Origin of the sequence: Psychrobacter sp. LFX-11D (assembly GCF_904846475.1) — a bacterium.
GTDB lineage: Bacteria > Pseudomonadota > Gammaproteobacteria > Pseudomonadales > Moraxellaceae > Psychrobacter > Psychrobacter cryohalolentis.
In genome coordinates, this window is the sequence record NZ_CAJHAV010000003.1 from 139222 (window position 1) to 161660 (window position 22439).

The window sequence follows — 22439 nt, forward strand, 5'->3', positions numbered from 1 at the left end:
ATTGCTAAGCATTTATCAGGAATACATAAGACGGTGCTCAATTGAGTGCCATTTTATGATAAATTGGGTAATTATTCTAATAATACCACTTTAGCATGAAATTAAGCGCGTATTTTGCGCGCATTATGAGATGAGGTTTTATATCTTGCAACTTGCATTTTTACTTGCTTCGATGGCTTACTTCTTAGTCAGCATCTATATTGGTTGGGCGCTGATTCAAGATAGACCTGTCCATAAAGGCCCAAGCTTAGGCTTATTATTTGTGGGCATGTTGGCACACGCAGCGCTACTTTATCCACACATAGTCACACTCTATGGGCTAAATTTCAATCTGTTTAATATCATCAGCTTGATCAGCTTATTCTTTTTGTTTTTTTACGTCATGTTTTCTCTGTATCGACCTATTGTCAGTCTGGGTATCCTCGCGGCACCGACTGCTCTTGTAGGTATGCTAATCGGTCATATTGGACGCGCGCCTTATCGTCCGATTACGGATATTAGCATTGGGCTTGAGTCTCATATCTTGCTGTCGCTTGCCGCATATTGTGTGCTGCTGATGGCAGCGGTACAAGCGCTATTTTTGCGACTACAAATACGTGAGCTTAAGCATCAATCGATTCACCGCTTTTGGGTCAACAAGCTGCCGTCTCTTCAAAGCATGGAGAGCCTATTATTCGATATGCTATTGGTCGGCTTTGTCCTGCTGAGCGTTGCACTCGGAATTGGCTTTATTTACGTAGATGACTTGATGGCGCAGCATCTTGTGCACAAAACAGCCTTTAGCCTGATGTCTTGGCTGCTGTTTGGCGCATTACTTATCGGTAATTGGCGTGCTGGATGGCGCGGAAAACGTGCCGCTAATATGACTATCTATGCTTTTATTTTATTAGCGATTGGCTTTGTCGGTAGCAAGTTTGTATTAGAGATGCTGTTATAGAACCAGTTCCACAGTAGTAATATAGTAAAAAAGCTGCGAGTATTAAATAATAATACTCGCAGCTTTTTTATTAAGTATCTTTTAATACTCTGTTCTAAATTTCAAACCACTCTAATGAAAACCTAATTAAATACTACCGTCTTATTCCCTGCGACAATCACTCGATTTTGTACATGCCAATTGACTGCGCGAGCCAATACATTACGCTCGATATCGCGACCAATAGCGCGCAGTTCAGTGACGCCTTGACGATGTGTCACACGGTGCACGTCTTGCTCAATGATAGGTCCTTGATCGAGCTCAGCAGTCACATAATGGGCGGTTGCGCCAATCAACTTCACCCCTTTATCGTAAGCTTGACGATAAGGATCCGCGCCGACGAACGCTGGCAAAAATGAATGATGAATATTGATAATCTGCATTGGCCAGCGCTTCACAAAATCTGACGACAATATCTGCATATAGCGCGCTAGCACCAATAAATCATTACCCGCCATCAATGTATGGATCTTCTCTTCTGCTTCTACTTTATTATCTTTGGTCACTGGAACGTGATGAAAAGCAATACCAAAGTTTTCGACGGATTGGCGTAAAGCAATATGATTACTTACCACGCAGGTAATCTCGCAATCGAGCAAGCCGCGCTGATGACGCCATAGTAAGTCTAATAAGGCATGATCAAATTTAGATACCAAGATACCAACTTTGGTCTTAATCGCATTGTCATGTAAGCGCCATTCCATATTGTGGCGTTTGGCAACGGTATGCGCAAAGCTGGCTTCAAAGTTATCGATAATCTCGCTCAATCCCGCTAAGGCAAACTCTAAACGCATAAAGTATTGACCGCCTTCATGGGCCGTTGAGTACTGATCTAACGTAATGATATTGCCGCCATAGCGATGAATAAACTCAGATACGGCTTGTACGATACCGGCTTGGTCACGGCATTTAATCAATAGGGTGGCTGTAGCAGTAATAGTAGGAATCTCTTTAGGTGTCATTTGAAGTGACGTTTTTGGTGAAGCAATCGTTGCGGTGTCTGACATAGTACGCTCAATTAAAAATGAAACGTGCTGCTTACTTTGAATATGTATAGCAGCATAGGAAACCGACTATTCTAATCGCTTTTGCAGAACTTTGCTGATTGAGTTGCTTGTATTTAATTATTGAGATTACAAATACAAAAACCCCCAACGCGGGGGTTGGGGGTTTTGTAAAATGCTAATTAAAAAATTACTGCGCTTTTATTCAACTTTTAGGGTTTTAGAAAAACCGAATCCATTGTTACTTACATCAACAGTTGAACCTAGTTCAAATGCTTTACCAAAATCTATAATATAAGAATTAAAGCCTGCAGTTGGTGCGTTGGCTGAAGTCTCACCATTGATAGAAACACTGTAATTTGGTGAATAAGGTGATAAGGCAACCTTAGTACGCGATGTATTCTCATTAATAGTTACACTCATACTATTGGTACAAGTCGCTCCACCATCACCAAATGGGCTAGTATTATTAATCCAAGGAGTTATCAGAGTTGACCCATTTACTGATAAATCATCTACTGAAGTTGGTAACTGATAATTAATACTTTGGGTGTTCTCACTACCATTTAAGAAAGTAGAAGCGTCAAAGCGCACTTTTACCCAGTTCGAATAGCGCAATGGATAGCGAATCTCAAAATCAGCACGACCTTCATTATTAGTAACGAAGGTATAACTGTCATCCGATACTGTTCCACCACTAATAGCGACTGGGTTAATCGCTTCCAGTGTACCATTAGCATTTTTATCTTCATTCAGGATAATGTCAGTATCTTTATCTAGAGTATAATTATAGTTTGCATCTTCTGTAGGATACCATCCAGACTTTAGAGGTACTGGAGTCTTCTCAGAGAAAGATCTTGGTTCAGGCGTTGTCACACTAATGAGCTTACCATTCTCATCAAACTCCTTAATATCAGCCGCTTGATAAGTTACGGTACTATCTAATAAACAATATTTTCCTTGTGCGTATTCAGTAGCATAAGACTTAACCGAAACTTCCTGATTCGGTACAGCACGTCCTGAGCCATCCATGACAGATATTGAGCCACGTATCGTATAATAGATATCATCAGATGATAATTTATTACTGAATGCTAAAGTAGTATATACCGCTTCTTCTGAGACGGTGATATTAGCAGTCTTGATACCAATACCTGCATTGTCTTCTAATAAACGTGCATTAATAATCACGCCACCAATAGGAGAGCTAGCATTAGCCTGATAAATAACACGTGCCTCACCTCTACTGTTTGTTACTGCTGTGGCAGCAGATAAGCGACCTGCCGATGAGTCTGAGGCGCGACTAAATACCACCGTTTGCCCTTCTACTGGTACATCATTTTTATCTTTGACCGTAGCAATAACTTCAGTGCTACCACCTGAAGTAATAACAGATCTGACTGCTTGGAATAGCATTCTAGCAGGTGTGGTAGCTCGGAATCGCGTATCAACAGTAGCTCTATAACGTGGTTCACCATTTTGCAATGTATCGCCCAATATAGTCGCTTGTAAAGCAGTAATGCCAGCAAGCTGCGATGTTAAAGTAACTGGTATCGTAATAATATTGCCATTTATATTAGCGGCGTCAATGGTTTTTGTAACAATAACTTTGTTGCTAGCAGCACTACCATCTGCAAATTCACCAAGCGTCGTTTGCACTTCGACTTGCTTACCAATCAGACCTTCCGCTTGTACCGCTGTATCACGACGTATCTGGATATTTATGGTTTGTGGGGTGTTTACATCATAAACGTTTTTAACATCAATAAAGCTGATACCTGCTTGTGAGACTTTGACCAAATCAATACTGCTTAAGCTACGTTGATTATTTATCTTATTTTCACCGAAAGCACGGGCATACACACGTAGGTTACCATTACTATCAAACGATAAGGCATCCTCACTGATATTAAAACTCGCTTTACCATCCGCATCGGTAATCGCCGTAGCAGTAGCAGTAGCAGTAGCTATAATATTACCGTCTTCACCTATCAACTCCATACCAGCATTGGCAATAGCACGTCCAGCGCCATCTACCAGAGTGGTACTAATAGTAGTTATTTCCCCATCTTTCAGCTTAGTCTCTGTAGCAGCAAGGGTAATTTCAGTACCTACTGCTGACAAGCTAAGAGATTTTTCTTCACGTACTTGCATACTGACTTTACCATCTGCACCGTACTGTGGCGTAACGATTTTAGCATTAATCACTACACTATGATTTAGACGGGCATTGACCGTATTGGCGGCTAAGATAACACCAACATCGATCTGACCATTAGCATCCGTCGTTACCGTACTTGGAGTCGTTAAAGCTGCGCCGCTTGCTTCTAGATTCTCAATACTAAACTGTACAGGCACCCCTGCTAGAACACCACCACTACTGTCAGTCACACGGAATATCGCATTCGTTTGGTCACCACCAGTATTTAATGTGGATTTATCAGAGGATGCTATGAGCTGATAACTATCGACTGTTGCGTTATCTACAGCAACGATATAGTTTTGCTCTAATTTAACGTTTTCTACGGTCGTCGTAGTTGCTGTTAAACGAATACCTGCTTGTAATATAGCTTGGTTGACATTCGCACCTGCTTCAAGCTTAAGGTCAAAAGTTGCTACGCCATCGCTATTAGTGTTAATAGTACCGTTAGAAACGCTAACCCCAGTTTTTATAGGATCGTCTACATTTAAACGAACAGCACGATTAGCAATAGCACCATCTTTATTTTCTAAACGAACGAATACCTTAAATGTATCACCTTTGGTATTAACAACTTTATTTGCCCCAATACTAAGACTTTCCTTGGTACCACTTGGATCTGGGGTAACTGTAGTCACTGAACTGGCTTGGGTTACTATATTACCATTAGCATCAGCTGCTGATAATCCAATAGAAAAGCTGTTGGCGTTTTTCGCAATCTCTGCTTTCTGTGCATCAGTTAAGTTATTAGGTACAGCGACAGTAAAGACAGCTTTACCCGAATTATCAGTAGTTTGACTATTACCTGATACTAGTGTAACGCCTTGGCTGGCAATAGCTGCTGGCAGCGCCAAGAATACTTTTTGGCCCGCAACAACTTTTGGCTCTACTGACTTGTCTGCAACAGTCACTTCAATTTGAGTTTCTCCACCATTTAGATTCAGTGGGTTTGTCTGTTTAGCAATCAAAGAGATTGCAGCAGTCATAGACTGTACTTTGATTTTAACTTGCTGCTGCTTGCCTGTTAGCGTCTCTGTCAATGTGGCGGTTAATACCTCTTTGCTAAGCGCCTCTTTTTCCGCATCAGTTAAACTGCCTGGGACCACAACATTAAAGTTAACTAAGCCATTTTCATCTGTAGTAGCAATGATATTTGACGAACCATTTTGCGCATTTACTATTAGAAGACTTGCTAGTGATTTGTTTTCAAATATTAATTTGACTGGCTGGCTAGTTATTTGTTCATCAGTTGACTGGTTGTTAAGCTGGGCTTGTATCGTAACATTACTACCTACATTGTTAAGAATGTAGCCAGCTTGATTGTCAATGTTATTAGTTGCATTAAGAATACTTAAGTCAACTTTAGGAGTCGTGATATTAACTTGACTGATTTCAGAGTAGGTAATGCCTTTTTCGACATAGGACAGCTGATAGTTAATACCAGTAAGCTTAAGCTTAGCTCGCTCTTCTGCTGTTAAGGTGTTGGGTATACTAACTATAAAGGTTGTCTCGCCATTAAAATCAGTTATTGCCGATTCTGTATTGATGGTAACGCCATAGTCAATCGCTACTTTACCCAACTGAATAGCAACTGCTTGTCCTGTAACAGGTAATTGCTTATCTTTGGTTGATAGCTTGACACTAATGGTGCCTTTACCACCAAGCTCGCTAATAGTTGGTGTTTCGATAGATGCAAATTGGATGGCGCTTAACGGTTGCTCCACCTGAATAGTTTGAATAATTTTAGACTGAGTACCATCTTGATCAGTTACGATAGCAGTATAACCAATGCCTGTCTTGATAAGTTGAGCACGTTGGGCTTGGGTTAGACTTTGGCTAATACCAATATTAAATTCTGCTATACCACTACCGTTAGTAGTTTGCTGATTACCTTGAATAGTAACACCTGTACTCGAACCTTCATTAAGAACTAGTTTTACGGTTCTGCCATCTGCAGCGCTACCATTTTTACGTTTGGCTGCAATTTGCAATTTAAATTGATTTTCTAAGATATTCACGGTAGTAGGAATACTTTGGGCAGTTAACGTGATATCACTTTGACCAATCTCTGAACCAATAACAATTGGGCTGCTACTCGCCATACTACTAGCACCAGAAGCTTCAACTGCTTTTACAGCTAATACAAAATTACTAGCCTGTTCTAATGCTGCTTTCTGTGCTTCACTTAGTCCTGCAGGCACACGTACTACATAGCTTACAACACCTTTGTCATTAGTAGTCTGTTCAGTACTCCCATCAATAGTTAGTAAGCCTTTACTTGTCAAGGCAGTTGGTAGAGTTGCTGAAACTAATTGATTGGCTACTGCTCCACCATTTTGGTTATTTACCCTAAAGCTAATAACTGCACTACCACCAGAGCTTGAGATTTGTTTCTTATCACTCCCTTCGAAACTAACAATATTCTGTGCGAGCGGTATTTCAACTGAGCTTTCAAATGTTTTGGCTGTCACAGAATGATTAGGTTCTGACAGAGTAGCAGTATAGCTAATGCCGTTTTCTGCAAGCTCCTTTCGCACAACGTCACTTAATCCTGGTGCTAGAGACAAAGTAACAACTGCTTGACCTTTACCATCTAGAGTCAACTGATTACTTGCTAAGCTTACGCCCGTAGGAGCATTATTCAGTTTAAAAGCGACTTTAGCGCCTTCAATTTTGGTAGGAACAGCTGCACTAATAGCAGCAGCCGTGATCGTAAGACTTTGTTTATCACCATAAGCACTAAGTTTATTTGAATTTCCTGTAACCTTTAAATTATAGTCAGAAACAGGCAACCCTACTTTTAAGCTATTAGTGACGCTTTTGCTTGCCCCACTCTTTTCTCGAATATTAAGAGTATAAGTAATACCTTTTAACAGGTTTTCGCGTGCAGTTTCTGATAGATTCTCATCTATTTTGATATTGAAATTTACAATACCTTTACTATCAGTTACTTGATTAGAAGGACTAATAGATACGCCTTCTAAAGGTATAATCCCTAAACCTACTGTTACATCAGGAGTCAAAGTACCTTTTTCATCTTGGACTTCAACACTAAATGAGCCTGTATCACCAAAAGGATTTAAAATACCATTAGAGACAGAGCTCGTCTTGATGTTAGTCTTCACACTAAGCTTGCTCACTATTACCTGCGTGCCATCACCGCTGCCTTTTCTATTTACTGAAACTTTTAGTTCTTGCGGTGCGATAGCAGTACCATCAGCTTTCTTAGCACTTGCTACTAATGTAAAGCCACTTTCAATCAGGGCAGTCTTATCAGTAACTGCATTTGGATTTAACTTAAGCTTATAAACAGCATTACCATCATTATCGGTAGTTTGTACACTTTGACCTTCGATCGTAATACCATTGGTTTCAGAGTTTTTTACTTGTAAGCTGACTGCTTTACCAGCCATTGCCCCACCAGAGCCCACTTCAGCAGCTTTGACAGTAACTGTAAAGATAGCTTCTTCATCTGATAACTCAATAATGGTAGGTGCTGTGCTAAGTTTTTGGATAAAAAAATCCGGTTCAATAACTGGAGGCTGTACCCCGCCATTACCACCGCCATTATTACCACCACCAGTATCTGGCTTAACACCTAAATCAGGTGCAGGCGCAATTATGTCTGTGCCATCACCGCCACCACAACCTGCTAATGCCAAGGCGCCAGTTAAAGTAGTGAGCTGAAATAACTTAAAAGTGAATGGTAATGAGCTGTATGACATATTTGGAACTCCGCAGCGGCAATCATTTATGTAAGTAAACAGGCAAAATCATTACACGGAATCCTAATAGATTGGCAATGATACATACATTTACAATAATGCCAGTAGTATTAACAGATTGTATTAAATATATAACTGAGACTTTACTGACTTTTGTCATAACTTACAACTAAAAAGTGAATCCTTATTATTAAATAATCAATAACATAGGGCGCTCATTTCAGGGTATAATAGCTACCCTTTAAACCAACAACTATCACAAAAATATTTGAGTATTCATTACTTTTATGGTATAAATGTCGGCTTTAAAATTTTCTGATTTGGTTTGCCTGTTATTTGCCTTTAGATGACAGTAAATCAGCTCAACCTTCATATAGTTTTGTTTGGTGCAAAGCTGCCGCTTGCTGTGTCCATGCCGCAAATACGTGCAACTTGCCCAGACTGGTATGAGAAAAACTCATACCTCATAGATTAGGAGTTCGCCATGTCTAGAGTTTGCCAAGTGACTGGAAAGCGCCCTATGGTGGGTAATAATGTTTCGCACGCAAACAACAAAACCCGTCGTCGCTTTCTACCAAACCTTCACAACCATCGTTTTTGGGTAGAGTCTGAAAATCGTTTTGTACGTCTACGTGTGTCTACCAAAGGTATGCGCATCATTGACAAATTGGGTATCGATAAAGTGCTAGTAGATCTACGCGCACAAGGTCAAAAAGTTTAAGTAAATATTGGCAGTCTAATTTATCGATGAATGTCGCTATTTAGGCTGCTGTTATGCTGAAGATTTACCAGCTCATATATTTATGACTGGATACTATCTACAGCAACTTAATACTTTAGACCCATACCTATCGATTGAAGACCGCTCATTTACAGGAAAGCCATCATGAGAGATAAAATTAAATTAGTATCAACTGCTGGTACTGGGTATTACTACACCACTACCAAAAACAAGCGCACTATGCCTGGCAAAATGGAAATCAAAAAATTTGATCCAAAAGTACGCCAGCATGTGATCTTTAAAGAAGCAAAAATCAAATAATATCCATTTTCATAAATGGTTTTATTTGAACAAAAAAAGGGTTTATCAATTGATAAACCCTTTTTTATTGTCGTTATTTAGACTGACTACTATTTATCTATTTGCTATTGATTTATACATCATTAACTATAGTGCGTTGGCTCTTTGTCATAGACATGCGCATGCCATTGACTCATCTGCTTTTGCATAATCACTTGGATTGCAGCATGAATCATATGCTGACCTATCGCTTGGGTATCACTGCCCAATATCTCTTTTAACTTATCAGAAAAATCAATGGTCATTAGCGGCGCATCATCTTGTTCAGCATCACGTAAGAGCAATTTGCCATCGTCTGCTTCTACCAGCTCAAGGGTCGTCTCTTTAGCAAACCCTGCAAACTGATCGGTACTGTCATTATCTACTTCAATCTCATTATCGATATCGTATGGCATTCATTGTATCCTTATTATCCCGATTTATACCTGTAAAAAACGCGCTGATTCCACTTACTAAAGCTACTGTCTTACAGTCATGCGGGCAAAACTATCTTATTCATACAATGGACGCTTTGGCGCTATAATTCAAGGGCTATCCTATAAGTCTTTTGCACAACCTACGTTCGATGGTCTTAGTTTTATAGAAATTACCAGCGTTTAACGCCAGTAACGCAGTTTTGCTAGGGTAAATAAGAAAGCAACAAACATACCCAGATAGTACATGAGCTTTAACTCTAATGTTGGATCGCGATATTTGAACGGTAACGCTACTGTCGCAGTCGCGGTTGGCAGTATCAATAACATGAGCAGCCAGTTTTCAAAGACGTGTAGCCAACCTTGTAAATCAGTTCCATGACTAAGCGAAGACAGACCTAGCAGCAGACAGGCAATAATTAAGCTGGTAAATAAACCGTTTGGTAAGTCTTTTGGATAAATAATATTGGCAATACTGGTCGGTATGATTCTCATGTAGAATTCCAGTCAAGCTTATAGAGCATGACTTAACGGTGAAAAAGTGTATCAAAAAACAACTTATAAAAATATTACAATGTTATCTTTATTAAAGAGTTTTATCTCTACTAATAAAAATTTAACTATAAGTACCCATTAACCACAGCATTGAGATACAAGAGGTCAAATACCCCAAACTAATGGCATTCCAGCTCTCTATATGCATATCTTTAACCTTGTTAAGTAGGCGTGAACCTAGCCAAAATAAAAGGGGAATGCCTAGCATAAACGCTGGTACGATCACCGCCGCGTGGCGTAATACTTCACCGGCATCTTCACCAACCATTAAGCGAAAGCCATAACCTGCTAGACTCAGAACAAGGGCGAACATGGCTAAGCCAATAGTAATACCTTTTGGCACTAAGCTACGTGATTGCAAGTCTTGCTGGGACTCGGCTCGATGTTTTGCATTTTGCATATTCATATTTTACCTTTAGCTGACATGTCGCTTAATATACTCAGTCATACAGCGGCTATTAATAATAGGTAACTTTACTATTTAATAGTATATAACTTACTATATGGGGCGTTACTCCCCATTTGCCAAGGCAAGCTCTGCACGCATGGCATCGATTGCTGCTTTATAATCTTCTTGATTAAATATCGCAGAGCCTGCGACAAACATATCAGCACCTGCTTCGGCAATGGCGCGGATATTACTGGCTTTGATACCGCCATCTACTTCTAATCTAATATCACGACCGCTAGTAATGATACGCTGACGTACTTGGCGAACCTTTTCTAGCGTCCCTTCAATAAATGACTGACCACCGTAGCCAGGATTGACACTCATCAGTAGGACCTGATCCACTTTATCCATGACATAGTCTAAATAATGCAATGGTGTTGCTGGATTCAATACCAAACCACACTCAGCGCCGCCATCTTTAATCAACTGCAAAGAACGATCGATATGCGAGCTTGCTTCCGGATGAAATGTGATGATGCTGGCACCTGCCTCTAAGAACTGCTCAATCATACTATCAACAGGGCTAACCATTAGATGCACGTCAATTGGTGCATCAATCCCATAATCACGCAGCGCCTTACAAATCATGCTACCAAACGTCAAATTGGGTACATAATGGTTGTCCATCACATCAAAATGGATGACATCAGCACCAGACGCCAATACACGTTCTACCTCTTCACCTAATTTGGCAAAGTCAGCAGATAATATGGAAGGGGCGATTAGATACGGCTTAGAGGGACTGATCATAATTGAGCTACCTAATTGGGATTTGACCAAGGATTTAATGTATAGATGTGTGCATAGCACGAATAATACGTATGTCTATTATAACGGATAATCAGGGTCTATAATGGCTACTGAGTATCGATATTATAGCTGCACTCAGCAGATACAGACATATGCAGACAATTAGCGCGGTTTATATTGGGTTTTGCAATAAGCATGACCTACCGTAAAACCTCGTATCGCTTCATGCTTGGTAGCGCGACTGCTCACACGTTGACGCCATAAGCGAAACGAGGACGGTTTTAGCGCCTGACGCATAAGTGTAATAACACCAGACTCATTGAGACCATAGCTATACTCTATCGCCTCAAACGGTGTCCTGTCCTCCCACGCCATCTCTATCACGCGCGACACTTGTGACTCTTCAAGGGCGTGAGTAGTCATATCATTGATGGAAGCGGCGATAACTGCGATAGCTGGGCTTGATTTGACTGCATGAGTTTGAGGATTATTTAAATTGGTACTGGTATGGTCGCGCTGTTTATTCTTTAAAGCAGCATCCATATCTGCTTGCATGGTGGCAAGCGTGGCTTTAGTAGCAACAGAATTAACATCTGCTGACTGGGTATCAGCAGTAACGGTACTTAAATCTTGATAACTTGCCATAGACCTAACCTTTTAAATCTGAAACACTATAACGAACAATATGAGAGCAAATTTTAGCTAAGCTGTGCCATACGCCAGTGATGTTCAATATGGTCATTGATCACTGTTTGAATAAAATAATAGCTATGGTCGTGACCGGCTTGATAGCGCAATGTTAATGGCTGCTTGGCATTTGTACAGGCTTGTTGTAATTTTGACGCTTGCAACTGACCATCGGCTAAAAACTCATCAGCCGCGCCTTGGTCAACCAAGATGCTTGAGTATTGCTGACCGACTTGTTCAATGACTTGCGATGCGTCTGCTTGCGCCCACAAGCTCTTGTCATCGCCGAAATACTCTGTATAAGCTGCTTGACCCCATGCCGACTCACTAGCGGCGCACACAGGTGATAAAGCTGACACACTCACAAACTTGCCTGGGAATTTAAAACCCAATAATAATGCGCCGTGACCACCCATCGAGTGACCCGTGATGCCGATACTATGAATCGGAAACTCTGAGCGTAATAAATCATATAGCTCATCAACGATGTAACTTTGCATATTAAAATGCTCAGCCCATGGTGCTTGCGTCGCATCGACATAGTAGCTTGCACCTTGACCAACAAAATAACGCTCATCATTTGCTACGTCATTGCCTTCACTACTTCTAGGAGAGGTATCTGGCGCGATAAATATCATACCAAGCTCACTACATTTTTGTTGAAAATGCGCTTTGTGCGTCACGTTATCAGCATTACAAGTGAGACCTGATAAATACAAAATCGCCGGACAACGCTGCCCTGCTAGTGCCTCATCAGGCAGATAAATACTAAAGGTCATCGGCGTCTTGGTGACCGCTGATTGATGACTGTAATAACGCTGCTCACCATCAAAACAGCGATTGACACTTTTTTGCGTAAGTTGGGTGCTGGCTGAGAGACTGTGATTATAAGAATTATTCATAAGCATTATCCTTTTTAGCTAAGATAAAATAGTTGAAAACAGATGCTTATTTAAAAAAGCATCTGATTAAAAATGGGATAAAAATCAGTTCGCTGTGTTCTTATCATCTACAACTGTATCTGCGCCCGTATCCGGTGAAATATTGATAGTCGTTGTCGCATTCGAAGTATCTATAATGCTAGCAAGCGGCGGTCGTGTTTTATCAAATAACACTTGCTCAAATGCTGGCAACGCCGTTTCCATCAAACTACCGATCACCATTTGCGGCTCTGATGGCTCAAAACCCATATAAAGCTCACGCTCTTTTACTCGATAAGCGGCGTCTTTAAAGGCAGCAGAAAAACTGGTGTTTTCTCTTAAGCTTTCCGCAAAAAATGCTTGCCCAAAATAGGTCATCTCAGCACTATTGGTACAGCCAAATGACATCTTGTCTGTTGCCGAAGCGGTAATCACCACTGTCGTCGGCGACGCTAATTCATCAACAAACGAACCTGAATAACAAGCCGATACCACGATAACACGCCAGCGAATACCTGAGGCATCTAACGACTCTCGCAGCCATGTTGCATCCAGATTATCCATCGCAAGCGGTGGATTAGATAAATGGATAAAATCCTGATCGCCATGCGACGATAGTGTCATAAATAACACGTCTTCATCAGCGTTCATCTGCTGACCAATTCTTTTTAAGCCGCGTAAAATACTGGTTTTGGTGGCAATTGGCTCATCTAGCCAAGTGTAGTTATTATTAATCAGTGCCAATGAATGCCCGCTAGTACCAAAACGCACATCAAACAGCTCACGTACTTTATTAATCTCCGAGCGGAAGACGTTTTGATCAGAGAATCCCGCCACACCCATAAAGTACCAATCACTTTTGCCCGGTATACTAGGATCTATACGAGCCAGCGCCTCTTGTAATAAACGCGGCTGCTCATATAAGGCGGCTTCTTCTAATACTGGCTCTACGGGTATCTGCTTAAATATGGGCTGGTCAGCGACGTTACGCTGCCATATCGTCAATAGTGCAACAGCACCGATGATGATGATGATACGCTCCCACCACGGTATACGCAGGCGGCGAGAAAATATCCATAACAATGCCAACGTCTGCCATAAAAACAGCACCAAAAATAGCGTTGGTAAAAACGAATAACTCCAATCAGGCAACCAGCTATAGCTGCCTAAAAATTGTACTAAGCTTTGTAATAGAGCAGATAAAGTATCAGCAACCAACCACAGCACGACAGGCACAAAAACCAGTGCTTGATTGCCTGCGCGCCGTGCCAGAATAATGCCCCCAAGTAGAATAATCATCGGCCATATGAGATAGCTTACCAATCCTTGCTCATTGAAAATACTGCCGTCTGGAGCGGCTAACCAAGAAAATAGGACGTTACTACCCAAAGCCAATAGCGCGAATACAGCGAACTGAACAAAGGTAGGTTTAACCCAAGAGAATGCCCGTGTTGAACCTACTAGCATCCACAAGGTTGCAATAATATTGGCAGCGAAATTGAGCGAAAAGCGCTGCAGTGAGACGGTTTTTAACGACGCAAGTGACAAAGACTTAGACCTCTAGCCAGTCGAGAGAAATAAAACAAATCAATGATAAAATATTTTGATATCCATGCCATTTACTGTCTTTCAATTAACTCTTTTGCAAGGCACACGAATGTCAATTTTATATTTAATTCACTATGAAATGGATATAAGAGACGGATAGCGCACATCAATATTATTGACTAATATTTTAGCTCGCTAATCTATCGCGATTGTAACGGATTGTCGGTCAAGAGCATAAGGCTGAATTGTAAAATTCGCTTAAAAACCCATCAAAAAAGGAGGTCTTAAACTTAAGACCTCCTTTTTTATCAAAACCTTCTATCAAACCTTGAACATTATCTCATTAATAACTCATTAACACGTCTGAGATAAGCGGCTGGATCATCTAACTGACCGCCGTCTGCCAATAATGCTTGATCAAAAATAACTTGTGCCAATTTGTCAAAATCTTCGGCTGACTGCTCGCTACTTTCAAGCTTTTTAATGAGTGGATGATCAGGATTTACCTCAAGCGTCGGCTTGCTTTCTGGCACATCTTGACCCATTTGCTTCAGCATCTGAATCATTTGTGGTGATAACTCACCTTCACCAACGACCAAGCAGGCAGGACTATCAACCAAACGCGTCGATACTTTAACGTCTTTGGCACGTTCGCCTAACGCCGTTTTTAGCTTATCAACGACAGGCTTCATGGTTTCTTGCGCTTTTTCAGCTTCAGCTTTTTCGGCTTCGTCTTGCAAGTCGCCCAAATCAACGGCACCTTTAGCGATGTTTTGTAGCGGTGTCTCATCAAATGAGGTCAAGAAGTTCATCGCCCACTCATCAACACGGCTAGTCATCAAGATAACTTCGATGCCTTTTTTCTTAAATAGCTCAAGTTGTGGGCTATTTTTAGCAGCCGCTAGATTGTCAGCCGTGAGATAATAGATGGCTTTTTGACCGTCTTTCATACGTGCTTTATAGTCTTCAAAGCTGGTCGTCACACTATCCTGAGTACTGGTTGCATAACGCAGCAATTTGGCAATACGTTCTTGATTGCCCATGTCTTCGCCCACACCTTCTTTGATAACATCACCAAATTCAGCGTAGAACTGCGCGAACTTTTCTTGCTTATCACTGTCTTCACTGTTGGCTAGACTGACCAGCAAAGTCAAAATACGACGCGCGTTACCATCGCGGATTGATTTTACATCACGCGACTCTTGTAATAGCTCGCGGCTGACGTTCAATGGCAAGTCGGCTGAATCGATGACCCCTTTAACGAAACGCAGGTACATTGGCAACAGCTGCTCTGCCTCGTCCATAATAAAGACGCGCTTAACATAAAGCTTTAGACCATGCTGCTGCTCACGAGTGTACAAATCTACAGGGGCTTTTTTAGGAATATACAATAGCTGCGTATACTGAACACGACCTTCGACACGGTTATGGGTCCATGCTAGTGGCGCGTCCATGTCATAGGTGATATTTTTATAAAAATCGATATACTCTTCATCTTCAATCTCAGAGGCTGAACGTGTCCATAAGGCACTGGCTTTATTAATGGTTTCCCATTCGTCTGTTAAGACCATTTGACCATTGGCAGGCGTGTCACTTCCTTCTTCAACCTCATCTTCTTGCCAGACTTCTTTACGCATCTGAATCGGTAAGCTGATATGGTCAGAGTATTTATTAACCAACTGCTTAATTTTTCCCCGGTCTAAATAGCTGTCTTCGCCCTCACTATATTGCTCTTTTAAATGCAAAGTAATGGCGGTACCACGCGTCGCTTTCGTGATCGGCTCAACAGTAAAGCTACCCGTACCATCTGATACCCAGCGTACGCCTTTATCCGCAGGTTCGGCAGCTTTGCGGGTTTCAACACTGATCGTATCGGCAACGATAAAGCCCGAATAAAAACCAACCCCAAACTGTCCGATTAATTGACCATCTTGCTTTTGTGATTCAGACAGCTTGTCTAAAAATGCTTTAGTACCGGACTTGGCAATCGTACCTAAGTTTTCGATGGCATCGGCTTCATTCATCCCAATACCATTATCGGTAAAGGTGATGGTTTTGGCGTCTTCATCGACAGCAATGCGAATTTTTAGCTCACCATCGTCTTCATAAAGACTGTCATCATTGGTCGCTTCAAAACGCAATTTATCACAGGCATCAGAGGCGTTTGAAACCAGCTCACGCACAAAGATATCAGAATTAGAGTAAAGCGAGTGCGTCACTAAATGCAATAATTGAGCTACTTCCGCCTCAAAGGTATGTTTTTTTAATTCAGGGCTGCTTTCATTAGCGGCACTGTCATTAGCAGTGTCTTTATTAACATTAATATCGTAAACAATGTCATCAACATTTTTATTGTCTGTTGGGTTCTGTTCACTCATAAAAAACTCCTTCAATTTATGTTAAAAACTTATTATAAGATAGCAGTACTCAAACGAAACTTACTCAATGAATATTAGAGAGCTTACGTTTTGAATACCGCTAAGCTGTTTATACTAATAGGGGCGCGGGAGAAAATTTCAAGCGTAAAAACTTGATTCAATAAAAAACACCGCCCTAGTTTCCTGAGGCGGTGTCATTGTAATGATATTTAGCCGATTAACTGCTTATGTATAAATTTTATTCATTATAAGCAGCTAGGCAAGTGACGAGCAGGATCCGAATCACGGGCTGCCATTGCATCTTCAACACTTAATCCTAATGCTTTGGCAACGCCTTCGCCATAAGCGGCATCACACCAGTTACAGTTGCGAATGTGGCGATACTGAATAAAGTCCGGCACACCCGCCATATTGTTCGCTGTATTTTCAAATAGCACTTGTTGTTGCTCAGCACTCATCAAATTAAACAACGCTCTCGGTTGACTGAAATAATCGCTATCGTCTTCACGGAAATCATAATGCGCCGCATAGCCGTCAATTTTTAATGGTGGCTCAGCATAATCAGGCTGCTCTTGCCACTGACTAAAGCTGTTTGGTTCATAGTGTGGGCGGCTGCCATAGTTATCATCGACACGTCCTTGACCATCACGATGATTGCTCATCACAGGGCAACGCGGCTTATTCACCGGAATTTGCTGATGATTGACACCAACACGATAACGCTGAGCATCGGCATAGTTAACCAAGCGATTTTGTAGCATTTTATCCGGTGAAACGCTGATACCCGGTACTAAATTACTTGGGGCAAATGCTGCTTGTTCCACATCGACAAAGTAGTTGTCAGAGTTTTTATTTAATTCAAACTCACCCACTTCAATCAGTGGATAATCCCCTTTTGGCCATACTTTGGTCAAGTCAAACGGATGATAAGGAACGGTATCAGACTCAGCTTCTGGCATGATTTGCACATACATTTTCCACTTTGGAAAGTCACCATTTTCGATGGCATCGTACAAGTCTTTTTGATGACTTTCACGATCCGAACCAACCACCTCTGCCGCTTCTGCATCGGTCAAGTTCTTGATGCCTTGTTGCGTGCGGAAATGGAATTTGACCCAGAAACGTTCTTTGGCTTCATTCCAAAAACTATACGTGTGCGAGCCAAAACCATGCATATTTCTGTACGAGGCTGGCAGACCGCGATCACTCATAACGATGGTAACTTGATGTAATGCTTCAGGTAATAAAGTCCAAAAGTCCCAATTGTTGGTCGCCGAACGCATATTGGTACGTGGATCACGTTTGACGGCTTTGTTTAAATCTGGGAATTTGCGCGGATCACGTAAGAAGAACACAGGCGTATTATTACCCACCATGTCCCAATTACCTTCTTCGGTGTAGAATTTCAAAGCAAAGCCACGAATATCACGTTCGGCATCAGCCGCGCCGCGCTCACCTGCGACGGTACTAAAGCGCGCAAACATTTCCGTTTGCTTACCCACTTCGCTAAAAATATCCGCACGGGTATATTTAGTGATGTCATTGGTCACGGTAAAAGTACCAAATGCGCCTGAGCCTTTAGCGTGCATGCGGCGCTCTGGAATCACTTCACGGGCAAAGTTGCCTAGCTTTTCATTTAGCCAGATATCTTGTGCTAATAATGGACCACGCTTGCCTGCAGTGAGACTGTTTTGATTGTCTGCAACTGGTGCGCCGTTGCTCATCGTCAATTGGGTCGGGGCGTAAGGACATTTTTTATCGCTGCCATTATTACTGTTGTTGTCGCTCATAATCATATTCCTTTGGGTAGCAAATGGATGAAAGTACAAAATCTATTCTGAATAAGCCTCTAATAACATATCCAGAATAGTTGTAAATGTTTCTGAAAAACGGCTATTTTTATTCATAGTAACCTGTAAACACAGTAATCTTGCCTCGTTAGACACCATTACAACCGATTAGCATTGATTTGTATAATTAATTAATTACATGCTTTCGTTTTGTTTTTCAGAATTACTCAAAATATTGTCTAACTCATCCAAATGCTTTTCATTCATAGAGCGATCTCAAACAATGACTACCTATTGGATACATCTTTGCACTAGCGCGGCATCGGACGAATCGTCAGAATTTGCTCACTACGACCAAAAGGTCCTTGCGTATCATGTAATATCGCGCTGCTAATCCCTATGCCATCAGCACCGTATTGCTGCACGGCTTCGATTCCAAGCCAGCGACCTTGCGGCGCGCGGTGCATATGAATTTGCAAATCAGTATTGGGGAACATCCATTCCAATTTTGCCATCCCCAGTCCAAGCCTTGGTACAACCCCATTGGCAGTATCCGCCATGCCCAACAAATGCACCATGTCATGGGTAGGCATACCCTCTACCATGTCAATATCATTGGTCATCCATACCATACCTTTACCAGGACGGCGATTAGGTTCAGCCACTAAACGTACGCTTTCAATGAAACCGCCGGGCCAGCCTTTCATACCATCCCAAGCGGGTAACGATTCAGGCTTATGTATGGATTTTTGATCTTCAAGCCCTGCAATGACACTGGTATCTTGAGTAATCAAGCGCCATGCACGCGCAATGATGGCATCGCGACCACGACTGCTCATCACTGCTTCGATAAGCTCAATGGTCCTACCCGGACGGATACAGCGCGTGGTGACGGTAAAGTCATCAAGCGGTATCAGCCCTAAAATATCTAAGCTGATACGAGCAATGCGCATATTTTCTTGTGGTATAAAACTTTGTAATTCAGCAGTGAGCAAGCCGGTGGCTGGCGCCATATGTTGCTCATGCTCGTTCCAAGCGCCTTGCGCATGCTTCGTTGGCTGATAATAAGCAACACTACTACCATCTGCTTGCTGCTCACGTTTTATAAAAGTGTAATAAGCTGACATGAATGTCCTCGAATTCTTTTCAAAATAGATTGATTAGGTATAAAAGAAAGGTAGGCTTTCTTTGTTTAGCGCATAAGGGCTTGTTTTTGCACCGTCAGCAGCGTGCGACTTTTAGCCATTACAAATAGAAAGAAAGCCATGATGGCAATAAGCGCGCCATATAACAGACTGTAATCTCTCATAAACTGGGTTGTATTTAACATCAGCATCCCTATCAGGATGACAATCGTAAACGTATTAATTTTTAATTGTTTATTTATCTCATCAAGGCTAGCTTCTGCCAAGACAAATCTTTTTTTCTGCTGTTTCATTTTATGTTACCTATCTGGCGCTATATACAAAGCCTGCTTATTTTATTTGCCAACTTGCGTCATTGGAATTCGTAAAGCTTTTGGCAAGCTAAAGGTGACATTTTCTTCAATACCCAACAGCTCACTTGGCAAATCGCCGCCCCAATCTTGCAGCTGCTGTAGTACCTCTTGAATCAATACTTCAGGCGCTGAAGCACCCGCAGTCACGCCCACACTTTGTATCCCATCGAACCAGCTCTTATTCATTTCAGTGGCATTATCAATCAAATACGCGCGGCAATTCATGCGCTCTGCCAATTCACGTAAACGATTTGAGTTTGATGAGTTTGGTGAGCCAACGACCAAGACCACCTCACAGCGACCCGCTAAATCCTTGACCGCATCTTGACGATTTTGAGTGGCATAACAGATATCGTCTTTACGTGGACCTTGAATGCTTGGGAATTTTTCACGTAGCGCATCAATAACGCGCGCGGTATCATCCATCGATAAGGTCGTTTGGGTCACAAATGCTAAGCGCTCAGCATTCTTTACACTCAAAGCTTCAACATCGCTCTCGTTTTCAACCAGATGAATCTGTCCGCCATGACGATGGTTAAAGCGTCCCATAGTGCCTTCTACTTCAGGATGTCCCGCATGTCCAATCAATACCGCATCCATACCATCCTGCGCAAATTTAGCGACTTCGATATGTACTTTGGTAACTAAAGGACAAGTGGCATCAAATACCGTCAAATCACGACGTTCTGCTTCATCTTCTACAGCTTTTGAAACCCCGTGAGCTGAAAAAATAACAATAGAGCCGTCTGGCACTTCATGTAGCTCTTCCACAAAAACAGCACCGCGATTGGCCAAGTCGGATACCACGAACTTGTTATGTACCACTTCATGACGAACATAAATGGGTGGCTCAAAACGTAACAGTGCTTCGTTGACAATCGCAATCGCGCGATCCACACCAGCACAAAATCCACGTGGATTGGCAAGATAAATTTGCATAAGAAGACCTATCATTAGATAATTTATATAAAAGCCTAGGCTTAAAGCTTAAGCCACCGAAACTTTTATTCAAAAGTTGGGATAAAAACGATACCCTACTTTAGCATAATTTGCTTTTAAAGCAGTTTATAATGAGGCATCGATTAATACTTTTGTCACCATACATGATGGTGTTTTTTATTTTTACCAGCCTTTTATATTAATTCGAATACTTTTATTTATTTATCAAAATACAATTCACTAGGACACACTGTATGACAGGTTCATTATTTATTATCACTGCCGCTTCTGGCACAGGCAAGACCTCCTTGGTTAAGCAGCTACTTGCCACCACAAATGACTTAACTGTCAGTGTTTCACACACCACTCGTGAGCCGCGCCCAGGCGAGATTGACGGTCATCATTATCATTTTACTGACGTTGATAAGTTCGTGACTGCCATCAGTGAAAGTCAGTTTTTAGAACATGCCGAAGTGTTTGGCAATTATTATGGCACCTCAGAGCAAAGTGTACGCGCGCAACTGGACGCTGGTGTCGATGTAATTTTGGAGATTGATTGGCAAGGCGCGCTGCAAGTCAAAAAAATCTTTACCGATGCCATCATGATTTTTATTTTACCGCCAAGTATCGCCACTTTACGTCAACGCTTATCAACGCGTGGACAGGACAGTATGGAGGTGATCGAGCAGCGTTTGGCTGGTGCTGTTAATGAGATGGCGCAGTACGCCAATTTTGACTATGTCATTATTAATGACAGTTTTGAGGTTGCTTTAACTGAGCTTAAAGCAATTATCGTTGCCGATAGACAGACGCTAAAGCGTCAACAGCAGCGTTATCAGCGCACGATTACCAATCTACTTAGCAATACAGTAGACGAGTAAATAAAGCGTTGATATGTCTTAATGCTTCATCTTGAAAATAGTTATCAGCAGACAAGCAAAAAGCAATTACGCCTGCAAGCAAAAAATGCTATAATGTCTAGCTATCCCCTTTTATATTTTTGATATTATTTTTATTGAGTGGCGTGCCATGCTCGCAACCAGTAAAAACAACCGAGGTAGCTATTTATGGCACGAGTGACGATTGAAGATTGTTTGGATAATGTTGATAATCGCTTTGAGCTAGTTCTGGTCGCAAGCAAGCGCGCACGTCAGTTGGCTAAAGGCATTGCAGAGCCGTTGGTTGATGTTGATAACGACAAGCCAACAGTATTGGCATTACGTGAAATCGCTGCTGGTAAAATTACCCGTGATATTTTAAATCAGCCAGAGCATAACTTTGCTACTAGCTCGTTAGATTTAGCATTGTCAGGCGATCATAGCTTCTAATAAATTACCGTAGAAAGTATGAATTTAGCAAGCATACGAGTACTGACTGACGATAGAGACCACAGCATAGGCTGTGGTTTTTTGGTTGTAATGATACTGGCTTTACTGTTTTAGTAACCGTTTGGTGCTTAAAGCCTAACCTTAAGTAAGAATTCTCCAGTTTTTACACTAGCTTATTGCTTAGCGGTTGACATTG

Annotated in this window: 19 protein-coding genes; 5 read left to right on the forward strand and 14 right to left on the reverse strand. The window is 41.6% G+C overall.

The genetic code is table 11. The features are described 5' to 3' along the window. Positions 1–130: 130 nt before the first annotated feature. Positions 131–937, forward strand: a complete 807-nt coding sequence (locus tag JMX75_RS03565; protein ID WP_201531066.1) for an inner membrane protein YpjD — start codon at positions 131–133, stop codon at positions 935–937. Positions 938–1059: 122 nt separating this feature from the next. Here the strand turns inward: JMX75_RS03565 and purU are convergent, their stop codons facing one another. Further along, positions 1060–1938, reverse strand: coding sequence for a formyltetrahydrofolate deformylase (purU, locus tag JMX75_RS03570; RefSeq protein ID WP_413786623.1), 879 nt, complete (start codon positions 1936–1938; stop codon positions 1060–1062). 243 nt (positions 1939–2181) lie between these two features. Continuing rightward, positions 2182–7905: an Ig-like domain-containing protein gene (locus tag JMX75_RS03575; protein ID WP_201531068.1), complete on the reverse strand. Its 5724-nt coding sequence runs from the start codon at positions 7903–7905 to the stop codon at positions 2182–2184. A gap of 484 nt (positions 7906–8389) precedes the next feature. Between JMX75_RS03575 and rpmB the strand changes: the two genes are divergently transcribed. Together rpmB and rpmG are read left to right on the forward strand one after the other, a co-directional pair. Further along, the gene (rpmB, locus tag JMX75_RS03580; protein WP_011280972.1) at positions 8390–8626 is read left to right on the forward strand and encodes a 50S ribosomal protein L28; all 237 of its coding nucleotides are present in this window, start codon (positions 8390–8392) and stop codon (positions 8624–8626) included. A gap of 165 nt (positions 8627–8791) precedes the next feature. After that, entirely contained in the window at positions 8792–8947 is a 156-nt protein-coding gene (rpmG, locus tag JMX75_RS03585) for a 50S ribosomal protein L33 (RefSeq protein WP_010201403.1), read from the forward strand. A 122-nt stretch (positions 8948–9069) separates the two neighbouring features. Here rpmG and JMX75_RS03590 read toward each other — a convergent pair whose 3' ends face one another. The 12 genes from JMX75_RS03590 to ispH all read right to left on the reverse strand — a co-directional run bounded on the left by JMX75_RS03590 (position 9070) and on the right by ispH (position 20915). Continuing rightward, entirely contained in the window at positions 9070–9381 is a 312-nt protein-coding gene (locus tag JMX75_RS03590; protein ID WP_011514309.1) for a hypothetical protein, read from the reverse strand. A 201-nt stretch (positions 9382–9582) separates the two neighbouring features. Further along, positions 9583–9894, reverse strand: a complete 312-nt coding sequence (locus JMX75_RS03595; protein WP_201531070.1) for a hypothetical protein — start codon at positions 9892–9894, stop codon at positions 9583–9585. Between the two features lie 121 nt (positions 9895–10015). Continuing rightward, a complete protein-coding gene (locus tag JMX75_RS03600) occupies positions 10016–10360 on the reverse strand; it encodes a hypothetical protein (RefSeq protein WP_011514311.1) in 345 nt (114 codons plus the stop codon). Between the two features lie 105 nt (positions 10361–10465). Then, complete coding sequence (rpe, locus tag JMX75_RS03605) at positions 10466–11155, reverse strand: ribulose-phosphate 3-epimerase (protein WP_011514312.1); 690 nt, start codon at positions 11153–11155, stop codon at positions 10466–10468. 162 nt (positions 11156–11317) lie between these two features. Continuing rightward, on the reverse strand, positions 11318–11578 hold the full coding sequence (locus JMX75_RS13005) for a TIGR03643 family protein (protein WP_201531179.1): 261 nt from the start codon (positions 11576–11578) through the stop codon (positions 11318–11320). 275 nt (positions 11579–11853) lie between these two features. Further along, a complete protein-coding gene (gene fghA, locus JMX75_RS03615) occupies positions 11854–12744 on the reverse strand; it encodes an S-formylglutathione hydrolase (RefSeq protein WP_201531071.1) in 891 nt (296 codons plus the stop codon). Positions 12745–12828: 84 nt separating this feature from the next. Next, entirely contained in the window at positions 12829–14310 is a 1482-nt protein-coding gene (locus tag JMX75_RS03620) for a C13 family peptidase (protein ID WP_201531073.1), read from the reverse strand. A 335-nt stretch (positions 14311–14645) separates the two neighbouring features. Then, complete coding sequence (htpG, locus tag JMX75_RS03625) at positions 14646–16688, reverse strand: molecular chaperone HtpG (RefSeq protein ID WP_227673133.1); 2043 nt, start codon at positions 16686–16688, stop codon at positions 14646–14648. Between the two features lie 245 nt (positions 16689–16933). After that, the gene (locus JMX75_RS03630; RefSeq protein WP_201531075.1) at positions 16934–18478 is read right to left on the reverse strand and encodes a catalase; all 1545 of its coding nucleotides are present in this window, start codon (positions 18476–18478) and stop codon (positions 16934–16936) included. Between the two features lie 311 nt (positions 18479–18789). Beyond that, positions 18790–19605, reverse strand: a complete 816-nt coding sequence (locus tag JMX75_RS03635) for a thioesterase family protein (RefSeq protein WP_201531077.1) — start codon at positions 19603–19605, stop codon at positions 18790–18792. A gap of 65 nt (positions 19606–19670) precedes the next feature. Further along, a complete protein-coding gene (locus JMX75_RS03640) occupies positions 19671–19916 on the reverse strand; it encodes a hypothetical protein (RefSeq protein WP_201531079.1) in 246 nt (81 codons plus the stop codon). Between the two features lie 42 nt (positions 19917–19958). Further along, a complete protein-coding gene (gene ispH / locus JMX75_RS03645) occupies positions 19959–20915 on the reverse strand; it encodes a 4-hydroxy-3-methylbut-2-enyl diphosphate reductase (protein ID WP_201531081.1) in 957 nt (318 codons plus the stop codon). Between the two features lie 254 nt (positions 20916–21169). On the opposite strand from ispH, the gene gmk reads away from it, so the two are divergent. Then, positions 21170–21796 carry a guanylate kinase gene (gmk, locus tag JMX75_RS03650; protein WP_201531083.1) on the forward strand — a complete coding sequence of 209 codons (627 nt, stop codon included), beginning with the start codon at positions 21170–21172 and terminating at the stop codon, positions 21794–21796. A 186-nt stretch (positions 21797–21982) separates the two neighbouring features. Next, on the forward strand, positions 21983–22243 hold the full coding sequence (rpoZ, locus tag JMX75_RS03655) for a DNA-directed RNA polymerase subunit omega (protein ID WP_011280985.1): 261 nt from the start codon (positions 21983–21985) through the stop codon (positions 22241–22243). Positions 22244–22439: the final 196 nt, after the last annotated feature.